This window comes from Advenella incenata, from assembly GCF_004217095.1.
Classification (GTDB): domain Bacteria; phylum Pseudomonadota; class Gammaproteobacteria; order Burkholderiales; family Burkholderiaceae_B; genus Advenella; species Advenella incenata.
The window spans coordinates 1,010,261-1,030,920 of record NZ_SHKO01000002.1; the positions used below are offsets into that span (position 1 = coordinate 1,010,261).

Below are 20,660 nucleotides of genomic sequence, written 5' to 3' on the forward strand. Positions count from 1 at the left end.
CAGGGGGAAAGACCGCGCGCGAGGCTGTTGGTCCCCATTGTTGAAATGAGGCGCGAAATCGCGATGCCAGCCACCTGAATCGTGAGCAAGAAGGCAGCCGGCCAAAAGATAGCCACGCAAAGAAAAGTATCCAGAAATGAGCGCCCAAAGAAAAACCCCGAAACGGCGAACCGTTCGGGGTTTGTTTGCTGTGGACCTGCACAAGGCAGGCCCGGGGTGTATCTGGCTGGATTAGAATCCGCCCATGCCACCCATACCGCCCATACCACCCATGTCAGGCATGGCAGGAGCAGGTTTGTCGTCAACGATTTCGCAAACAGCAGCTTCAGTTGTCAGCAGCAGGCTGGCAACAGAGGCAGCGTTTTGCAGTGCTGTACGGGTTACTTTGGTTGGATCCAGAACACCTTGCTCAACCAGATCGCCGTACTCGCCTGTTGCTGCGTTGTAACCGTAGTTGCCTTCACCGGCAGCGACTTTGGCTACAACAACGCTTGGCTCGTCGCCAGCGTTAGCAACGATTGTGCGCAGAGGCGCTTCAACAGCGCGCAGAATCAGTTTGATACCTGCGTCCTGATCAGCATTGTCGCCCTTGATTTTTTCAATGGCTTTCTTGGCACGAATCAGCGCTACGCCACCGCCAGGAACGATACCTTCTTCAACAGCAGCACGTGTTGCATGCAGAGCATCTTCAACGCGGGCTTTTTTCTCTTTCATTTCAACTTCGGTTGCAGCACCAACACGGATCACGGCAACACCGCCTGCCAGTTTGGCAACGCGCTCTTGCAGTTTTTCGCGATCGTAGTCAGAAGTGGCTTCTTCGATCTGTGTACGGATTTGTTTAACACGAGATTCGATGTTTGCGCTAACGCCTGCACCGTCAATGATGATGGTGTTTTCTTTGCCTACTTCGATACGTTTGGCCTGGCCCAGATCTTCGATCGTGGCTTTTTCCAGAGACATACCGGTTTCTTCAGAGATCACGGTGCCGCCAGTCAGGATGGCGATGTCTTCCAGCATGGCTTTGCGACGGTCGCCGAAGCCAGGAGCTTTGACTGCAGTGGTTTTCAGGATGCCGCGGATGTTGTTCACAACCAGCGTTGCCAGGGCTTCGCCTTCAACATCTTCTGCGACGATCAGCAGAGGGCGGCTTGATTTGGCAACTTGTTCCAGGATAGGCAGCAGATCACGGATGTTGCTGATTTTTTTGTCGAAAATCAGAACGTATGGATCTTCCAGCGCAGAAACCTGTTTGTCCTGGTTGTTGATGAAGTAAGGAGACAGGTAGCCACGGTCAAACTGCATACCTTCAACGACGTCCAGCTCGTTGTCCAGTGATTTGCCGTCTTCAACAGTGATCACGCCTTCTTTGCCTACTTTGTCCATGGCATTGGCGATGATGTCGCCAATAGAGCTATCGCTGTTGGCAGAGATGGAACCAACCTGAGCAATTTCCTTGCTGGTTGTGCATGGGCGTGACAGTACTTTCAATTCTGCAACAGCAGCTGCAACAGCCTTGTCAATACCGCGTTTCAGATCCATTGGGTTGATACCGGCAGCCACGTATTTGAGGCCTTCTTCAACGACGGACTGAGCCAGAACCGTTGCTGTTGTGGTACCGTCACCGGCATTGTCTGACGTTTTTGAAGCAACTTCTTTAACCAGCTGGGCGCCGATGTTTTCGAATTTGTCTTTCAGTTCGATTTCTTTGGCAACAGATACACCGTCTTTTGTTACGGTAGGGGCGCCGAATGAGCGCTCCAGAACAACGTTACGGCCTTTAGGGCCCAGTGTTGTCTTAACAGCGTTTGCCAGAATGTTTACACCACGGACGATGCGCACACGTGCGTCGTCACCGAATAATACTTGCTTAGCAGCCATGTTTAATTCCTTGATTGATTGTCTCAGTAGCCCTTTTATGCCGTGCGAAGCAGGGCGGGCGGGTTAGTTTTTGCGGGCGGATCAGCCGACTACAGCGAGGATCTCTTCTTCGCGGATAACCAGCAGCTCTTGGCCGTCAACTTTGACGGATTGACCGGCATACTTACCAAAAAGGACTTTGTCGCCTACTTTCAGGTCAACGGCGATAACTTTGCCATCGTCTGTCTTTTTGCCTGGACCAACAGCAACAACTTCACCCTGATCTGGCTTTTCTGCTGCACTGTCAGGGATAACGATACCGGACGAAGTTTTAGTTTCGTTATCGAGGCGCTTGATGATCACGCGGTCTTGCAAAGGACGCAATGCCATGGAAAAACTCCTGAAAATATAAAATAGGTTGGTAAATTGAGTTAGTTAGATCGGCTGTTAGCACTCGACCCTACTGAGTGCTAATTATAGGGATGAATGGCTCAGTTTCAAGAGGGAAAGTTGGCTTGTTACATTTTTGACACGGATAGGTGTCGAAGTTTTCTTAGAATCAGATTTTGGTAACTTTAAAATCAGAGCGATTATTATTCGAATTTTTTCTTTCTTATTTAAATCAATAGATTACGTGAAAATGGCTAAATCCTACTAAAAAGTCGATTTTTTCTTCTCTCGCCTCGAAAGTAAAACTTAAGTTGTAACTGGCTTCTTTCTGAAAAATCTCTAGCTATGAAAGTAGTAATTCGAAAAATATCAAGATAAGAGGGATATTATCGTTAGAATGCCGATAAATCTGAATTTAGAAGAACCAGATTTGCAAACTATTGTCAATTGTCATTCAGTTTTGAATTTTCGTCACTCAGTTTTGAATCGCCAGATTCGTACTAAATTCTAGAGTGTTTTCAAACTGACGAATGTGCTCATTCCGTTACGGACTACTGTTTTTCATGCGCAGCGCGTTTAGATACATGTGCATGAATTCTGCAGGCGCCTCGATCCGTTGCTTCAGTCGCAGATCGATCATGGTCAAATACTCATTGCAGCGACACAAAGCATGCGTGAGAGACAATATTATTTGATATATAACTTCGCGTTTGCATCGGCTCACGCATAGAGCAATTATCGTGGATAACTGCTCCGGAGCGGATAGCAATATAGGGAACTGTTTGTCTCGCTGCACATGCAAATTCAGATGGTTATATGCTTCTATTTACACCGGTAATATTCGTAATTGTCGAAGTTTTCTTAGAATCAGATTTTGGTAACTTTAAAATCAGAGCGATTATTATTCGAATTTTTTCTTTCTTATTTAAATCAATAGATTACGTGAAAATGGCTAAATCCTACTAAAAAGTCGATTTTTTCTTCTCTCGCCTCGAAAGTAAAACTTAAGTTGTAACTGGCTTCTTTCTGAAAAATCTCTAGCTATGAAAGTAGTAATTCGAAAAATATCAAGATAAGAGGGATATTATCGTTAGAATGCCGATAAATCTGAATTTAGAAGAACCAGATTTGCAAACTATTGTCAATTGTCATTCAGTTTTGAATTTTCGTCACTCAGTTTTGAATCGCCAGATTCGTACTAAATTCTAGAGTGTTTTCAAACTGACGAATGTGCTCATTCCGTTACGGACTACTGTTTTTCATGCGCAGCGCGTTTAGATACATGTGCATGAATTCTGCAGGCGCCTCGATCCGTTGCTTCAGTCGCAGATCGATCATGGTCAAATACTCATTGCAGCGACACAAAGCATGCGTGAGAGACAATATTATTTGATATATAACTTCGCGTTTGCATCGGCTCACGCATAGAGCAATTATCGTGGATAACTGCTCCGGAGCGGATAGCAATATAGGGAACTGTTTGTCTCGCTGCACATGCAAATTCAGATGGTTATATGCTTCTATTTACACCGGTAATATTCGTAATTAAAAGAGCAATAGCTACTCCTAGACGGCGAGAGCGCCCCAATCGTTAGCTGATCATATAGCCCCAAGGTGAACTCAATAAACATACAATAGCCCATGTCAGGGGGGCGTTGGCATTGCCCCAACGTTCTCCAAATGTACAGGCTAGAATACTGAATGGCCAAGGCGCAACGCCGGAAGCCCCTGTCAGAAACGAATGAGTCATTCCAGTTCCTAGTAAAGTTGACTTCAGCTTAATGTTTTCTGTCTTGTCAAAATTTAATTTTCCTGATCCATACAAGACTACAGCACAGAAATTTGTACGTTTAGATAAGTTATGTACATAACACAGGCTGAAAGTGCTCAATTTTCCTTTCACGCCGTTAAAAGCGTCTTCTTTGTTTTTGGTAGCGCTGCCCTGATATGAGAAAAGCACCTTCCCCTGTTCGCCAATACGGGCGGACAGGCCAGCCATTCAGGATTGCTGACGATACCCATTGGTTTCTGCATAATTCAAACCATCGGGTTGGTCGTTGTCGTGAAATCATTAAGTGTGCCATTCAGCACGGTACTCCCAGCACTGTTATTCGACAATAAACGAATTAGATATGGAGCCATGAACTTGACCGTACCCGATGTAAATTTTAACTACGTTAAAATCTTAAGCTCCAAATAAATTCTACATATGTGTTGTGGTTTTGATTTCACTGTCTGAGTCACGGAAGTTAGTACGAAAGTGGTCATAAGATGCTGATACAATGGCAGGGTCATTGTCGTAGGTGGCTTCGGCGGTTATCCAATTAGAAGTGTTACTAGTTTCGAAATTATCCAGTCCGTTACTACCTGTCGTTTTAGAGTTTTTTTCCAGCGTATCCGACACCAAATTTAAAGCCGGTTAAATTAGGTGTTACATATTTCATTGCATTATCCGTACGTGCATAGACGGAACTACCGAGCGCACCGTGAGAACTCCTGCTTGCTGATATGTCACACTGAATGGATATGATGGGACCAACCATATCTGCAGCTCGATTTGTTAGACGGCCCAAGGTTAGCGTACCTCAGTTGGCGCCAGTCAAACCGGTATGCTTGGAGACCAAACAAGCGGCTGCTCAATGTGGATCTGCCGTTGCCCAAATCAAAGCCACTTTCCAATTGGAATATTGTGCTTGTACCATTGCCTAGATCTTCCGTGCCTCTTAATCCCCCGCGGTTACCACTTCTAACACCATTGATTAGACCGATTTCTCGTGATCTACCTTCGCTGCTGTACGCATTCTTCCAGAGAAGCAGTCCCATTTTTTGTACTGCAAGTAGCACGGGAAGGCGTGCAATCAAGGAAATAGGAACCAGATTTTTGAAGTGATCAACGGTAAGAGTATGGGCCAAAAGAGGCTGTAGTACCAGTCCGGAAACATGTGCAAGAGTTTATAGCCATGTACCGGTGCGTGCGGTAGCACTTGCTCCGACCATGCCGCCAGCACCAGTCCCGTTCTCCGCAACTACTGCTTGGTGCCATGAGTTTTGATGCCTCTTTCCTATGAGTCGAGCGGTTGGATCAGCAAGGCCTCCGGCGGGGTAGGGAACGATCAGCGTAATCGGCTTGTTCGAAAAACTACAATGATGATGTCGCAGCCCTGCGTCAGGGCGCCGGCGATGAGCCTTATCCGTACCCTGGTGCGTAGGAGCATATACGTATCCTTGCAGGTGGCTCTAGTGCTGCTTTTATCAACAGTAAATCTACAAGAGTAATTCCTTCGAGTATTTCTCGCTGGCAGTACACTGCTTATTGTTCAAATCAATTATCCTACCACTGTGTTTTTTAGCTACATTGCTGTGTGCAACATGGACATGTGGGCTTGCATGCCCTTCGATAGTAGTGAAGGGCGCTAAGATGAGTGCGAATGCAGAGCTCAATATGAGTAGGTGTTGTGGTGCATATGTTTTTGTGCTTCAGTATTGTGCGATAAATAAGCAACAGACATGGCACGAAATTGATCGCTCCATTTGATCTCCACTGGAACCGTCGGCTGGTAGAGTGGACTGAGCGCCACCGTATCGTTTCTTCTGTTCAGCCGCAGAGGATCGGTAGGGCAGTCTGCAAAGCTCTTGTGGAATCCGGGGCGACGGTGATTGCCGCTACATCGGCATCTCCTCTGACCAACCAGCTGGGAGAGCGCATTGGTGCAGTCTCGACGTGACGAGTGAATCGAATTGGGAAAAGTTCGTAGGCGAGGTGAGGCGACAGTACGGCCGTTTAGAAGTCTTCGTGAACAACGCAGGTATCGAGATAATCGGAAGCTTGAGGAGCCGAGCCTGCAGAGCTGGCACAAAACACAGGCCGTGAGGGTCGATGGAGTTTTCCTCGGAATGTCAAAGATGGTTCCGTTGCTCCGCTCTGCTGTAGATCGCCGCGTCTGCTGAGCATCGATCATAAACTTTTCGTCGATCATGGGGATGGTAGATGCCCCGTTCAGTGCTGCTTGCTGCTTATCGCGCAAGCAAAGACGTGGTCAGGCTGCTCACAAAGGCCGCAGCATTGGAATTCAACGACCTCGGACAAAAAATCCACGTTAACAGTATACCTCGAAGCTCTGTTCAGATCGAAATGGTGAGGCAGATTTTTCGCCGATAGGTTGAGCCATGGCGTCATGGGAGCGAGAGAGAAATGCTCAAAAAATTGGAGAGAAGCACACCCACCTATGGCCCGCAGATCGTCGTAATCCGATACTCACTTCAGTAGCATGTTTGCATTCAGGTAATAATTTCAAACTTGCTACTTACGCGGCTGGTTGCTCATCGGTGGCGACCATATCAGAGCTGACGGTTACAAGCGATCTGAGCAACGGTTTGACTATTATTGATAGATTTTACAATTTAATCTGTCGCTATAGTCCCAAAATCGCCCTTTCCCGGTCAACTAAAAACAGCAATATTTTTCTGATACTGCTCACTTTTTTTGATAATGTGGTTGATTCGATTTATATGTCCTTATACAAAACATAATGGACGTCTTTTGAACACTTTAATACCTTCACTCCACGTGGCATTAAGGGGTACATGCTGTTGGCACGATATTTGCTTCTGTTGTTATAAAAACTACGAAGGTTCTTCATAGACATGCATAAAAATCGCACGGACATGCCGTATGCCGTTCTCCCCAAACTTGAAGGGACGAATGGTCAGACTTTACTCAACGGTGTGAGAATAGTAGATCTTACAACTTCGATTGCTGGCCCTTATGCGACGCAATTGCTTGCAGACCTTGGAGCCACTGTTTATAAAATTGAGAAGCATATTGTGGGTGATGACGCCCGTCACTGGGGGCCTCCTTTTATTCATGGGGAGTCGCCCTGGTTCTTAAGTGTCAATCGAAATAAACATAGTGTGGCGCTGAATCTGGGTTGCCCAGAAGGTCTGGACGTGTTGTATAAATTGATCGAGCAGTGTGATGTTCTTGTTGTGAACTTGGTCGAATCAGCCCAAAGAAGACTTGGCGTCGATTATGCTTGTTTGAGTTCCAAATTTCCGAAATTGATACACGCTTCTCTGACGGGGTTCGGGCTCAAAGGTGCGCGCAGCCATCTGCCAAGTTATGACTTGATCGCAGAGGGTTATTCAGGCGTGATGGATTTGACCGGTGAGGCAGAAAATGCTCCTCAGAAGGTGGGAACCCCTGCGGCGGATTTACTGGCAGGGCAGGATGTAGCTTTGGCAGTGTTGGCTGCCTACATCGACCGTGAACGAACGGGAAAAGGTTCCCAACTGGATGTATCGATGCAGACAAGTATGACACGATTCATGGCCCCCCGACTGGCATCGTATCTGAGCTCCAATGAATTGCCACATCGATCTGGAGGGAAAGATTCTGTGATCGCTATTTATCAGGTATTTGACACTGCCGATAAGCAAATTTCGCTCGGGTTGGGGAATGACAACATTTGGCGGCGATTTTGGGTCGCCCTTGGGCAACCAGCCATGGGCAAAAATTTACGTTATGCTTCTAATGCAGAGCGTCGAAAGCACAGGGATGAGATTGTTGCAAAGATAGCTCAGGTGCTGCGTACAAGACTGCAGCGGGAATGGCTCGAGACGTTCGAGCAACACCGAGTTCCCGCCGGTCCGATCAATACGCTTCAGGAAGTGGCTAGAGACGAAGAACTTTTAAAGCTTCATTTTCTCTATCAGGTAGACACCTGCGTAGGTACTGTACCGCAGGTTGGTTTAGGTATTACCATTAACGGTAACGCGTCCGTTCATCGAAAAGCACCACCCACACTGGGGGAGGATACGGAAGTGATTCTTAATAAACTATTAAATCTATCGCAGGAAGACATCATAAAATTGAGACAATCAGGCGCAATTGGATGAATACGAATACCCGTTGATTTGTATAAGGGAAGCTTAATGAATAAAATTTTGACTTTGCACGAGCCTCAAGCCGTGCAAAAAAATTATCTTAATGGTGCGTGGCGCACTGAAACGCTATATTCTCTGCTAAGTGGACATGCGCATACTCGCCCCAACGAGTACGCCTTACGCGATCCATATTGCCGGCTCACTTGGCGCGAGGTTCTCGCCAATGCAGATAGTATTGCCGCAATTCTTTATCAACGTGGTCTGCGGCAGGGTGACCGGGTAGCCATATGGTTACCTAACCGGATTGAAAGCATCTTGATATTTTTGGCCTGTTCGCGCAACGGATATATATGTTGTCCTTCACTGCATCAGAATTATACGATCGCCGAAGTGACCAAATTACTTTCCCGAATCCGGTGCAAAGCCTTGTTTTGTCAGCCGGGCTACGGGGCAGACTCTGACCGTCTTTCAATTTTTGAACAGGCAGCAGCCATCCCGACGCTCAAGCAGCTTTATGCATTAATGCCTCAAGACGGGGATAAAGAACGCCCATCATTGCCCGATGGGGTGCTACCGTTCCCGGACTATAAACAGAGAGTCGGAATCACAAGTGATCCCGTGCTTGATCCAGACAAAGTAGTCTATCTGGCTTTTACATCGGGTACAACAGGCGAACCAAAAGGGGTCATGCATAGCGATAATACACTGCTGGCCAATGGCAGAACACTGGTCAGCGACTGGAAACATGACTCAAAGACCATACTACTGTCCTTAAGTCCAATAAGCCATCACATCGCCACGGTTGCCATGGAGCAATCTCTAATCGCTGGTATGGAGCTTGTGATACACAATCCTCTCGTCTATTCGTCCTCGCTGGACTGGATTCTCGAGGCCGGCGCCACATATGTGATGGGTGTTCCCACCCATGCGATGGATATTCTGAGCATGTTGCGCGAGCGTGGCCTGGATCGGTTGGGTAACGTGAATGTCTTTTATATGGCAGGCTCCCAGATACCTACTGAAGTTGCGCAGAAATTTTTGAATTTGGGCATCAAGCCACAAAACGTATATGGCATGACTGAAAACGGATCACATCAATATACGCTGCCGACTGACGATAGTCATACGATTGTAACCACATGTGGTCGAACATGCAAAGGCTATGATATCCGCATATTCCAGCAGGAGAACCCGGACGAGGAAGTAGCCCCGGGCGAGATTGGAGAGATCGGTGGAAAGGGCGCGGTATTGACACTTGGCTACTACGACAATCAGGATGCAACTGAACATTCCTTCAATTCAAACGGCTGGTTTTTGAGCGGTGATCTGGGCAGACTTGACGAACAGGGGTGCCTGCATGTCGTGGGTCGCAAAAAGGACTTGATCATTCGCGGTGGCCACAATATTTACCCGTCGCAAATTGAAGAGTTGGCTCATAAGCATCCGTCTGTTTTGAAATCGGCGGCGTTTCCAATTCCAGATGCCCGACTGGGAGAAAAGGTCTGTCTTGCGATCATTGCTGAAACCGGCACGGTGCTGGAGGCGAACGAGGTGCTGCAGCACCTATGCAATGCAGGGCTTTCCAAGTACGACATGCCTGAATATTACCTGCAGATGGATGCCTTTCCACTGACTTCCAGCGGAAAAATACTGAAACGCGAACTGGTTCAATGGCACCGGGAAGGGCGTATCAAGGTGCACCCAGTTCGCTGGAAAGCCAGTTCGGCAGCGAAAAACGAAGGAGTATCCGCATGACCGTACTGCTTGAGTTTGTTGACCAATTCGCGCACATCAGTTTGTCGCGGCCCAACGCCTTGAATGCACTGAGTTTTCAGATACTAGGGGAGCTGAAGGACGCCGTTGTCCAAGTGAGAGCGTCAAATGCGCGCGCCCTTATCATTACCGGCAATGGCGACAAGGCGTTTTGTGCTGGTGCGGATATCCCGGAACTGATTGACCGAGCGCTGATGTACGAACTGGAAGGCGTTGAACTTGGACAGAGCGTGTTCGATAGTCTTGCCCATTTGAAAATTCCTTCTGTTGCCGTCATTCAGGGATATGCGTTCGGCGGTGGCCTGGAGCTGGCACTTGCCTGCAATTTTCGTGTCGCCACGGAAAAGGCACGGATGGGATTGCCTGAGGTGAAACTGGGACTGATACCCGGCTATGGGGGTACGCAACGCCTGCCGCGATTGATAGGAGAAGGGCGCGCGCTGGAGCTCATCATGTCGGGAAGAACGGTTTATGCCGAAGAGGGAGAGCGTATTGGGCTTGTGAACCGGATAGACAACGACGGTACGCCACTGGAGATAGGTCAGCGGTTTTTGGAACCTATGCTCAAGCATGGCCTTTGCGCCCTGTACTTTGCGCGTGAAGCCGTTCAGCGTGGTATGCAGGCCGATTTAACAGATGGTTTGAAGATAGAACGTGACTTGTCGACACTTGCCTATCGCAGCGATGATGCATCAGAAGGCCTGCGTGCCTTTATCGATAAACGAACCCCAGCTTTCAAGGATTGTTGAAATATGGAAAACAAGTTGATTTTTGTCACAGGCGCCAGCCGCGGTATTGGCGCTATGATTGCTTTGGTATTGGCCGAACGAGGATTTGAGGTGGGTTGCCTTTCCCGGTCGGGCGATCTACCCCAGGTAGGTGACGTATCCGATGCCATCTCTGCCCGCTGGCATCCCGTTGCTTGTGACGTCATGGATGAAACGGCATTGGCCGCTGCCATGACCTGGTTGCGCGAAAATTTGCAGATGTCGATCAGGGGCCTGGTCAATAATGCCGGATTGCATACCGAGGAGCCCACCATTGATTTACCTATGGATGAATTTCGACGGTTAATGGATATCAACGCTGTCGCTGTCCTGCGCGCCAGTCAACTCGTGTACCCGCTGCTCAAAGAAAATGGTGGTGGTCTGATCGTGAATATTGGTTCGTTTTATGACAAGCTGGGCGTTAAACGCAATGTTTCCTATTGTGCGTCCAAGGCTGCGGTCGGCGCTATCACGCGCTGTCTGGCGGTTGAGTGGGCCAGGGACGGAATTCAGGTGATTAATGTTGCGCCTGGCTATATTGCAACGGACCTAAACCGCGAGGCGATGGAAAGTGGACCTCTGCGTGCGTATCTGGAAAAGCGTATTCCTCGCAAAAGTCCCGGAGATGCTAGAGATGTGGCCGTGCTTGTGTCATCATTATTTCACGACGGATTGCAGTTCTTGAGCGGAGAAACCATCTATCTCGACGGCGCCCAGAGTGTGTCGGTATGAGTAGCCGGCAAAAAACAGAAAAACACAAGGAGTGAAGGTGAATATTCTTGAACGTATTGACGCAGGGCTATCCTGGTCGAACGAAGAAAAAATGTTGTTGGATTCGGTGCAGTCACTGTGTGAAACCGCATTGAAGCCACGCGCTGCAGCCTGTGACAAAAACAGCGAATTTCCGTGGGACAACATTCAGGATATTAATGAACTGGGGCTGAACGCCATGTTCATTCCCGAAGAATATGATGGCATGCCGTTGTCTTATCGTTGCTACCTGGCGTGTGTCCGTGAAATTTCCAAGGCTTGTGCCTCAACTGGCATTATCTGGGCAACCAATTTTCACGCTATCAAACCCGTTATTCAGTTCGGGTCGGGTGAGCTCAAGTTCAAAGTGTTACCACGTATGGCCCGCGGCGCTCTGGCAGCGTTGGTTATTACCGAGCCGTCCGCAGGCTCAGACGCCACCGGGATGAAGACACAATTCAAAGAAGAGGGCGACCAGATCGTGGTCGACGGCCAGAAGATTTTTATCAGTAATGGTGATATCGCCGATTTCTACGTGGTGTTCGGCAAATGGGTCGGTGTTGACAGTGCCAGAGATGCGATCAGCGCCGTGGTGATCGAGAAGAGTACACCAGGGCTGACCGTGACCGGCGTGGAACACAAAATGGGCACGCGGGGCTCCGGTACCGCGTCACTTTCATTTGAGGGCGTGCGGATACCCAAAGAGAATCTGCTAGCGCCGGCCGGCAAGGGCTTATCGGTGCTTCTGACCTCGCTGAATAAATCCCGTCCTAGCGTTGCTGCCCACGCGCTGGGTATCGCGCGCGCGGCATTCGAGGATGCCGTTGCCTACATTAACGAGCGTCGCCAGTCCAATCGCCGTGTTCTTGAATTTCAGGGAGTACAGTTCATGGTAGCTGACTTGGCCGCAGAGCTGGCAGTCTGCGAACGCTGGCTCTGGCATGTCGGCGAACTTGTCGACGAGAATGTCAATGATATGGGAATCGAGGCATCGATACTCAAACTAAAGGCGACCGATCTGGCAATGCGAATGACAACGGATGCCGTACAGCTGCATGGGGGTTACGGCTATTGTCAGGATTTCCGTGTTGAAAGATTGATGCGGGATGCCAAGATCACCCAGATTTGGGAAGGAACAAACCAGATACATCGGCAATTGATTGGCCGCAGCTTTCTGAAAAAGGAAATGAAATGAGTGAAATCAGGACAGTAGGCGTAGTCGGTAGCGGCACGATGGGTACGGGGATTGCCATTGTGATTGCTCGCGCTGGATTTAAAACGATTGTGCTTGACACCAGGGACGATGCTCTTGAGCAGGCACGCCAGCAGGCCATTGCGTTTCTGGAAAAATCAGTTGCCCGTGGAAAATTGAAAGAAGGGCAGGATGTCCAAATCATGCAGCAATGGAAAGGGACGACCAAACTTGAAGACCTGGCCGAGTGTGACCTGGTCATCGAGGCAATCTATGAGGATCTGACAGTCAAGCATGATCTGTTTTCCAAACTCGACAAGGTCTGCCTGCAACATACTATATTTGCCTCGAACACCTCGACCATTTCCATTACCGAAATTGCAGGTGGCAGTGGGCGACCTGACAAAGTCGTGGGCATGCACTTTTGCTTGCCTGCGCAATTGATGAAACTGGTGGAAATGTCCCCAGGGCTGACAACATCCGAGGAAACGTTTGATCGACTGTGGAAGTTCTCAGAGGCACTGGGGCAAAAGCCGGTCAAAACACGTGACACGCCGGGATTTATTCTCAATTACTTTCTGATCCCATGGCATAACGATGTGATCAATATGGTCGATCAGGGTGTCGCCGAACCGGCCGATATTGATCTGGCTGTCAAAACTGCCCTGGGTTATCCACTGGGACCGCTGGAGCTGCTAGATATGGTGGGCATGGATACGCAAAAGCTGTTATCGGAAGCCATGTATGGGCTGACCAACGAACCGCGTGCAGCCTGCCCCTCTCTGGTTAAGCGAATGGTTGGTGCGGGCAGGCTTGGACGCAAAACAGGGAGGGGCTTTCACACTTATCAGAACGACAAAATTTTCGGAGCGTGACGCAATGAGTTATCAAATCATCAAAAGTGGCGAAAGCCAATCTTTTCCACAAACCCATACATTTTTACAGGCGGCGCAGCCGCTGGGCAAGGGACTTGTCCTGATTGGCAGTGAGGCAGGCACGGCATGGCAGGACAAGGCAACTTGCGTCAAGGGATTGCCGTTTGTTGCGATCGAGCTGGGGATGGAGTGTTTGGGCGAACACATCGGCGACGACGATGGGGCGCCCAATGTGGTCGGGTTTGCTCGTTTCCGTTTGGGCGACGCAGATCCGACGCAACTTATTGAGTTAGTGAAAAAAAACTATACGGATCCAGCCTCTCTGGATGCCGCGCGTCAGGCGTTTGAAGCGTCAGGACTGACGGTTGTCGTTTGCAATGATTTTCCCGGCCGTATTCTGAACCGGCTGGTACGACCCTACTACAACGCAGCGTTGCGTCGGCTTGACGAAGGGTTAGCCAGCGCCGCTGACATGGACAAGACGCTATGCCTGGGTCTAGGCTATCCAGAAGGTCCCATTTCTCTCTTGAATCGCACTGGCTTGCATCATCATTTTGTCGCGAGTCAGGCGCTGTACGAGGCACTGGGACAGGAGCCTTATGCCCCTGCACGCCGCGCACGGGTGAGCTGGGCCCAACAGAATCGGAGTAAAAATGACTCAACCACGTGAGCAAATCGTGCTGGTTCCTGTCTGTAGGCCGTTTTGTATTTACGATGTGGAAGTGCCGTTCTCGGACGTGGGTGATCAGATGAGAGAAGTTATACAATTCCTTTCTCAAGGTAGATCATAATGAAAGCTGTCGTTATCCATCAATTTTCCGAACCGGAACAGTTAAATATCGAAGAGGTACCCGAGCCCGTTGGCGGTGACAACGATGTGCTGATCGGCGTAACTTGCGCTGGTATTAATTATCCCGATGTGCTTGTGATAAGCGGCAAATACCAAAGTCTTCCTGAGCGCCCCTTTGTGCCAGGTAAGGATGCTGCCGGTACCGTTCTGGCAGTCGGCGCGAATGTAAAGGGTCTACAAGTGGGCGAGCGAGTGCTGGCACAAGTCGAATTCGGTGCTTTCGCAGAGCGTGTTGTCACGTCCACCGACAATTGTCATGTGTTGCCAGATAGTATTTCCTTCGCGGAAGCCGCGGCAATGGGACTAGTGTATCAGACGGCTTATTTTGCACTTGTCGTACGAGGACAATTCCGTTCGGGCGAGACCGTACTAGTCAATGGCGCTGCTGGCGGTGTTGGTGGCGCGGCAATTCAGTTGGTCAAAGCGCTGGGAGGTATCGCACTGGCTGGCGTGATGAGCCAGGAGCAGGCTCAGTCAGCACTCAAGTCAGGTGCGGACCATATTATTGATCTTTCTGCACCTAATTTGCGTGAATCGCTCAGAGAGCAAGTATACCAATGCACCGCTAACCACGGAGCGGATATTGTTCTTGACCCGCTGGGTGATGATATCTTTGACGCATCAATCCGCGCGGCGGCTTGGAGCGGGAGGCTGGTTGTTATTGGCTTTGCCGCCGGACGGATTCCGACAGTAAAGGTCAATTATCTGCTGGTCAAAAATATTTCGGTATCGGGGCTGCAGTGGAGCGACTATCGGAAAAAACAACCTGGCCTTGTTAGAGAAGTACAACAGAGGCTCTATGCTTTGCATGCACAGGGTATGTTGCAACCGCCAATCACAGACGTGGTTCCACTTGACAAGGTTGCAAAGCCATTGAGGGTACTTTCCGATGGAAAAGCCCTAGGCAAATACATACTGCAGGTGTAACAACCGATCTTTTAAAAAATGCGCGCCGTATAAAGTGTACAGCCACGCTTTAATGCATCTGATTAGTCGCGCTATTGAATCATTTTATGTAATTAGAAAGCCGTAGTGTGTTTTTCTAAGACAGTTGTAAGTACGTATTTACTCATTTGATGTAGCCTTTATCGAGTAAATTCAATCGTTTAGCATGTGTTACGTTGCAGGCACAAAATTTGCTTACCCGTTATTATATTATTATATGCAACCGGTGGAAACTACGAGCCAAGAATCCATACTTATAAGGAAAAATGCTATGAATGACTGCTATTCTAAATACACAAGACTAACTTTTGACCGACCAAGCCCAAAGGTATTGCGGGTAACCCTGAACTCTCCACTGAAAATGGGGGCAATGGACGCAACCATGCATCGGGAGGTGTCAGAAATCTGGCGGGATGTCGATGCGGACGATTCCGTAAATGTTATTATTTTTACAGGGAACGAAAAGACGTTCTCTGCTGGAGGAGACCTTAAGCACGAGCGCCTAGTATGCGATGACTACATACTTAGAATGCGAGCAATGAAAGAGTCGCGTGACCTCGTTACGAACATGCTTGACTGTCGCAAACCGATAGTCACAGCAGCGCGAGGATGGGCTGTTGGAGCGGGGCTCGCCACGTTACTGCTTGCGGATGTTTCCATTGTTGCGAATGATGCAAAATTTTCTGATGGCCACCTGAAGATTGGTGTTGCCGCCGGTGATCACGCGGCGATCATCTGGCCGATTCTTTGCGGAATGGCAAAGGCAAAATACTACCTCCTGACGGCTGATAACTTTACCGGTGAACAGGCCGAGCGCATGAATCTGGTATCGTTGGCCGTTCCTGACGAAGAGGTGGAATCCCGCTCCATCGAAATCGCCAACCGGTTGGCGCAGGGTGCACCAACCGCGCAACGATGGACAAAAATGATGCTTAATCATTGGATTAAACAGGCCCAACCCATCTTCGATGCTTCGCTTGCTTTCGAATTCACCGGATTTGCAAGCCCTGAGGGCAAAGAAGGTATTGATGCATTCTTGGAAAAACGATATCCCGAATTTAATCAAGATTGCCCTTTCTAAGGGTTCTTTAATCCTTGAAGTTACAATATAGGAGACTAAAATGTTTCAGGAGAATGTACTAGCGATAGCCACTATTACTGTGTTTTTTATCACACGCCACGGTGATACAGGCTCAGGAGCAACAACCGTTTCGCATTGGCGAGATAGTAGATATGGGCAGCGTAAAGGCCATACAAATGGCAATTGATGACTTTGGCGGTCAGGTGTTGGGCAGGAAGATAGAAGTGTTATCTGCGGGCTACCAAAATCGGCTCGACGTTACTTCCGCCAAGGCAAGGGAGTGGTACGACCAGGCTGGCATGAGTATGATTATAGAATCAACAGACTCCGCCTCTGCACTCGCTCTGCAAAGGCTTGGAGTCGAAAAGAAGAAATTCACAATAATTGTTTCTGAGTGACGTGAAGGGAAGCATGAGTCTGGAAGCGGCACTGAGGCTTCTGTTTACCAGTGGGTTCTATTGGGACAGAAGCGGTGAGGCTCGCGCATTTTCGGAACATTTTTACGAGAGGCAAAAGGCCATGCCGTCTATGGTGCAGACCGGAATGTATTCCGCCACAATGCACTATTTGAACGTAGTTAAGAGCGTAGGTAGCGATGATGCTCTGGAAATCGAAGAACAAATGAAAACGATGCCGATCAACAATTTCTATACCCATAATGGAAAAATACGAGCCGACGGTAGAATGATCTACGACTTGTATCTGACCGAAGTAAAAGGCCGTCCGAGTAAAAAGGCGAATGGGATTTATTGAAGATCAGATCTACGTTACTGGCAGCGTAAGCATGGCGCCCGTTATCTGAAAGTATTCGCCCTATGTTGAAAAAAAGAAATCTTCAGCATATTTAAAATTGGAGACTGGTACGAATGGCGCCGTAACCCTAATGGATAAAATTCATTGGCGGGACATTGACTGTGTGCATTAGTGAAATTTTTTTGGAGTAGCCATGTTAAGTAAATCAAATCGAAGAAATCTTCTGAAGGTGGCTGTTGCCTTTCCTTTTTTTAATGTGATGAATCGGCCTGTGATAGCTCAAATTCTAGCAAGCGGCCAGCCAATTCGACTCATTGTACCGGCGCCAGTGGGTTCTTCTCCTGATTTTTTTGCAAGATTGATTGCGCAACAAGCCACAAAATCGCTCGGGAAACCTATCATCGTAGAGAATCGGCCAGGTGCCGCTGGCATAATCGGAGCAGAATACGTTGCGAAGTCCGTCGCAGATGGTACGACACTGCTCTATGCGCACAGCGGGGTCATGGTAATGAATCCACACATCTACTCCAAACTTCGATACGACCCACTCAATGATTTTGTTGCTATCTCTCATACGTTGACGGCCCCTTGTGTCCTTGCAACGGCTTACGAATCGCCCTACAGCACGCTTCCGGACTTACTTATTAAAGCAATGGAGATGCCTGGTGAGATCAATTATGCAAGTTACGGAGCCGGTACGTTAGCGCATGTTGCAATGGAAGCGCTGTGCGCAGAAGCCAATGTTAAGTTCACACATATTCCATACAGCGGTCAACCAACGACGGATCTAATTAGTAATGTTGTTCAGCTCTGCTTCGAGCCGGTGAATACTGCGTTACCCTTGATTCGAGAAAAAAAACTGAAGGCACTCGCCATCACAAGTTCAAAGAGAATTGCTGTTCTGCCAACAGTCTCGACAATTTCCGAGACGATTCCCAATTTCTATGCTGATACATGGCAGGGAATTTACGCCCCAAGTGGAACTGCAGAAGAAATCATCATGACATTGGCTGAGCATTTCTCAAATGCCGTTAACGTCCCGACTACTAGAAGGCTTGCGTTTGATCAAGGTCTTATCCCTGTGGGATCAGGCGCATCGGATCTGGCTGCGTTTACTAATGCCGAGTTCCAGCGATGGGGGGAAGTTGTAAAGAGGAACAACATCCGTATCAACTAGCCCACTTGAAATGTACATTTTCATTGCTCAGGAATTTGGTATTCTCAATCAAAGTCATGCCCTTTAGAATGACAACATTAGGCATCAGAGTTTACGTCGCCTTGCGGGTAGACGATATCGAGGACGGTGTAAGCTGAGCTGACCGAAGGGAGAGCAATGCTGAATAGATCTCTCACTTGCTCTAGATGAGCACAGCGACGGCAATCAACCTCGGTTGTGCGTTATTTCGTTTCTATTGGTACTGCGGATTTTGCTGGACTCGTACGTTTAGTATAAGCCACTATCTAGGCACCGCTGTCGTCCACAGTCATGCAATATGATATCTAAACGTGTAACTGGATTTACCGATCACGTAGGCCCGGGTCAGTGCAGGTTGCCTTGATGTAATCGGCGCATGTCCACCGGCTCCACCGCCAGTCAGATCTGCTCGATGTGGATCATTTTAATAATTCTCGAACAAGAACCGCACATGCTGATTGCTTGATCAGCGGAGCATTGTATGTTCAGCTTAAAGTGCTTACTGGTGAGAGCAAGGTGCACGACAGATACGTGATCTCTATTCACCTCTGCATGTTGTCGTTAATGTTGTTGGCGCGGGCGATGGCAGCAACCGAAGCAGTGGGGTCTCTACACTAGGCCACCAGACGAGCTTCAAAATCGAAGCGGTGCAACGTGCGATGTGCAACGGGAGCCGATTCGAGGCGGATGTTTTCTGGAGAGTCCATACGTGTCCATGCGCTTGTGGACATGTTGAGGTTCCCCCAATTATTCGGCCACAGCTGCTCTGTCTAAAGCTTGCTCCTCGAAGTCATATGAGCTCAGATATCCGTTTGCTGAGCATATCTCGAATTTTTTCTGCGCGGTGGAGTAACGCTCTTGGACGTAGGGTTTTCTAGAGAGTGACTGCAATATTGTTATAAACACTAGCGCAATTCCAAAATTATTTTCAAAAATGGGGCTAAGTATTTCGGTAAAAATCCTACCTGCCTCGTTGATCAGCTTCAGGTGTGCGTATCCAGGGGAGTGTCTATCAACAATTTTTTCGGAAAATTATATTCTAGAACAGCATTCTTCATTCACCTTCCAGATCTATCCAGAATGAACGCCCTGTGCGTATCGATGTATTTTGGCAGCCACAACCTCATTTAAACCAAGTGTGCTAATGGCATATTGTTTCAGAATTCTTATATGACGAACTCAATGTGAGTGTATGGCACGTATTTTGCTTCGAATGTATTTAAGTTATGTGATCCGTATCGCATGACACGAATTGAGATCACCTTAAGTACCAAGAATGAGACAAACCCGAATTGCCCTGAGGAGGAGTATTAGAATGCATTTGAAAGTCACTTTAATAGGACCAGCCTTTTTATTTCTTAGTCTGGCAGCACCTACGGCCGACGCGATCGATGTACTTCCATATGATAGCCTTGCTGCACCAGCAGGAACCTTTGCCTGGACACAGTATTTCGCGTACAGCAAGTCTCACGACGCTTTTCTTCATGGAAAGTCAGTCGGAGGCTCGTTGAAAGCTATGTCCGTCTCACAGCGTTTGACCTATTTTTTTGATATTTTCGGACAGCCTGCGCTTGTTACTGGAGTAGTTCCTTTTGTTGATTTAAGAGATGGCAATATTGCGGGAGCTCCACTCAATGAGTCGAAGGGCATCGGCGATACCTCTGTTGCCTTTACGTACTGGCTTCACAGTGATAATGAAAGAAAACGCGTTTTTAACCTGTCCGCTTACTTGTTTATCCCAACGGGTAAATACCACCCTTCTGACACGATGAATCCCGGTACAAACCGCACCTCCTATGCCTTTCAAATAGCAGGTGCTTATGGATTTGGAAAAAAATGGCTCCTGGAAGGCATAGCCGATGCTACATTTCACGGAGATAACACGAACGCCGATGGCTTTGGGAGCGCCTTGAAGCAGGACCCGACATATTCGGCCCAGGCGTGGGTCAGTTACGCCGTTACTCCAAAGATATCATTCTCGGCAGGGTGGGCTGGCGGTTGGGGCGGGAAGCAAAAGGTAAACGGACTCATCAATGGTTTCAGCTCGAAAAGGCAGCAGGCTCGTGGGGTCGTGTCGTGGAATGTAACTCCTTCGTTGCAGATTTTGGGGCAAATAAGCCGTGATTTTAAGGTGAAGGGCGGATTTCAAGCTGACACATCGTATGTACTGCGAATTTCCAAAACCTTCTGATGTAGTCTGTTGCTCATTCCGCAGTTGCAGCCGACAGACTTTCGACTAATCATTGTATTTAGTTTGAGAGATCTTTTATGTTTGATTGTGTTTTTAAAACGAACATGCATCAGACAATGATGTGTTTTATAACGACATCCGAGAGCGCATAGAGCGGT

At 48.3% G+C, this 20,660-nt stretch carries 17 protein-coding genes; 14 read left to right on the forward strand and 3 right to left on the reverse strand.

Annotation, left to right across the window (positions count from 1 at the left end; translation table 11 throughout):
- Window positions 1-231 precede the first annotated feature (231 nt).
- The 3 genes from groL to EV681_RS15910 form a co-directional block, all read right to left on the reverse strand.
- Window positions 232-1,878, reverse strand: a complete 1,647-nt coding sequence (groL, locus tag EV681_RS15900; protein ID WP_130304541.1) for a chaperonin GroEL — start codon at window positions 1,876-1,878, stop codon at window positions 232-234.
- 81 nt (window positions 1,879-1,959) lie between these two features.
- A complete protein-coding gene (locus tag EV681_RS15905; protein ID WP_128396725.1) occupies window positions 1,960-2,247 on the reverse strand; it encodes a co-chaperone GroES in 288 nt (95 codons plus the stop codon).
- Window positions 2,248-3,838: 1,591 nt separating this feature from the next.
- Window positions 3,839-4,246, reverse strand: a complete 408-nt coding sequence (locus tag EV681_RS15910; protein ID WP_130304542.1) for a hypothetical protein — start codon at window positions 4,244-4,246, stop codon at window positions 3,839-3,841.
- Window positions 4,247-5,920: 1,674 nt separating this feature from the next.
- Here EV681_RS15910 and EV681_RS22845 point away from each other — a divergent pair.
- From EV681_RS22845 to EV681_RS15975, 14 genes are all read left to right on the forward strand, one after another.
- Entirely contained in the window at window positions 5,921-6,118 is a 198-nt protein-coding gene (locus EV681_RS22845; RefSeq protein ID WP_423191215.1) for an SDR family NAD(P)-dependent oxidoreductase, read from the forward strand.
- A gap of 773 nt (window positions 6,119-6,891) precedes the next feature.
- Window positions 6,892-8,142 (forward strand): CaiB/BaiF CoA transferase family protein, encoded by a 1,251-nt coding sequence (locus EV681_RS15920; RefSeq protein ID WP_242612277.1) that lies wholly within the window; start codon window positions 6,892-6,894, stop codon window positions 8,140-8,142.
- Window positions 8,143-8,178: 36 nt separating this feature from the next.
- Window positions 8,179-9,885 carry a class I adenylate-forming enzyme family protein gene (locus EV681_RS15925; protein WP_130304543.1) on the forward strand — a complete coding sequence of 569 codons (1,707 nt, stop codon included), beginning with the start codon at window positions 8,179-8,181 and terminating at the stop codon, window positions 9,883-9,885.
- Window positions 9,882-10,652, forward strand: coding sequence for an enoyl-CoA hydratase/isomerase family protein (locus tag EV681_RS15930; RefSeq protein WP_130304544.1), 771 nt, complete (start codon window positions 9,882-9,884; stop codon window positions 10,650-10,652). The genes EV681_RS15925 and EV681_RS15930 overlap by 4 nt, the downstream gene beginning before the upstream one ends.
- 3 nt (window positions 10,653-10,655) lie before the next feature.
- Window positions 10,656-11,402, forward strand: coding sequence for an SDR family NAD(P)-dependent oxidoreductase (locus EV681_RS15935; protein ID WP_130304545.1), 747 nt, complete (start codon window positions 10,656-10,658; stop codon window positions 11,400-11,402).
- A gap of 37 nt (window positions 11,403-11,439) precedes the next feature.
- Complete coding sequence (locus EV681_RS15940) at window positions 11,440-12,615, forward strand: acyl-CoA dehydrogenase family protein (RefSeq protein ID WP_130304546.1); 1,176 nt, start codon at window positions 11,440-11,442, stop codon at window positions 12,613-12,615.
- Window positions 12,612-13,487 (forward strand): 3-hydroxyacyl-CoA dehydrogenase family protein, encoded by an 876-nt coding sequence (locus tag EV681_RS15945; protein ID WP_130304547.1) that lies wholly within the window; start codon window positions 12,612-12,614, stop codon window positions 13,485-13,487. The genes EV681_RS15940 and EV681_RS15945 overlap by 4 nt, the downstream gene beginning before the upstream one ends.
- Window positions 13,488-13,491: 4 nt before the next feature.
- The gene (locus tag EV681_RS15950) at window positions 13,492-14,157 is read left to right on the forward strand and encodes a 3-hydroxyacyl-CoA dehydrogenase family protein (RefSeq protein ID WP_130304548.1); all 666 of its coding nucleotides are present in this window, start codon (window positions 13,492-13,494) and stop codon (window positions 14,155-14,157) included.
- 120 nt (window positions 14,158-14,277) lie between these two features.
- On the forward strand, window positions 14,278-15,264 hold the full coding sequence (locus EV681_RS15955) for an NADPH:quinone oxidoreductase family protein (RefSeq protein ID WP_130304549.1): 987 nt from the start codon (window positions 14,278-14,280) through the stop codon (window positions 15,262-15,264).
- A gap of 289 nt (window positions 15,265-15,553) precedes the next feature.
- On the forward strand, window positions 15,554-16,363 hold the full coding sequence (locus EV681_RS15960) for an enoyl-CoA hydratase/isomerase family protein (protein ID WP_130304550.1): 810 nt from the start codon (window positions 15,554-15,556) through the stop codon (window positions 16,361-16,363).
- Between the two features lie 152 nt (window positions 16,364-16,515).
- Window positions 16,516-16,761 (forward strand): ABC transporter substrate-binding protein, encoded by a 246-nt coding sequence (locus EV681_RS22720; RefSeq protein ID WP_278044086.1) that lies wholly within the window; start codon window positions 16,516-16,518, stop codon window positions 16,759-16,761.
- A gap of 13 nt (window positions 16,762-16,774) precedes the next feature.
- Window positions 16,775-17,116: an ABC transporter substrate-binding protein gene (locus EV681_RS22725; RefSeq protein WP_242612279.1), complete on the forward strand. Its 342-nt coding sequence runs from the start codon at window positions 16,775-16,777 to the stop codon at window positions 17,114-17,116.
- 193 nt (window positions 17,117-17,309) lie between these two features.
- Window positions 17,310-18,293: a Bug family tripartite tricarboxylate transporter substrate binding protein gene (locus tag EV681_RS15970; protein WP_130304551.1), complete on the forward strand. Its 984-nt coding sequence runs from the start codon at window positions 17,310-17,312 to the stop codon at window positions 18,291-18,293.
- Between the two features lie 1,333 nt (window positions 18,294-19,626).
- Window positions 19,627-20,502: a transporter gene (locus EV681_RS15975; RefSeq protein WP_165393075.1), complete on the forward strand. Its 876-nt coding sequence runs from the start codon at window positions 19,627-19,629 to the stop codon at window positions 20,500-20,502.
- Window positions 20,503-20,660 lie beyond the last annotated feature (158 nt).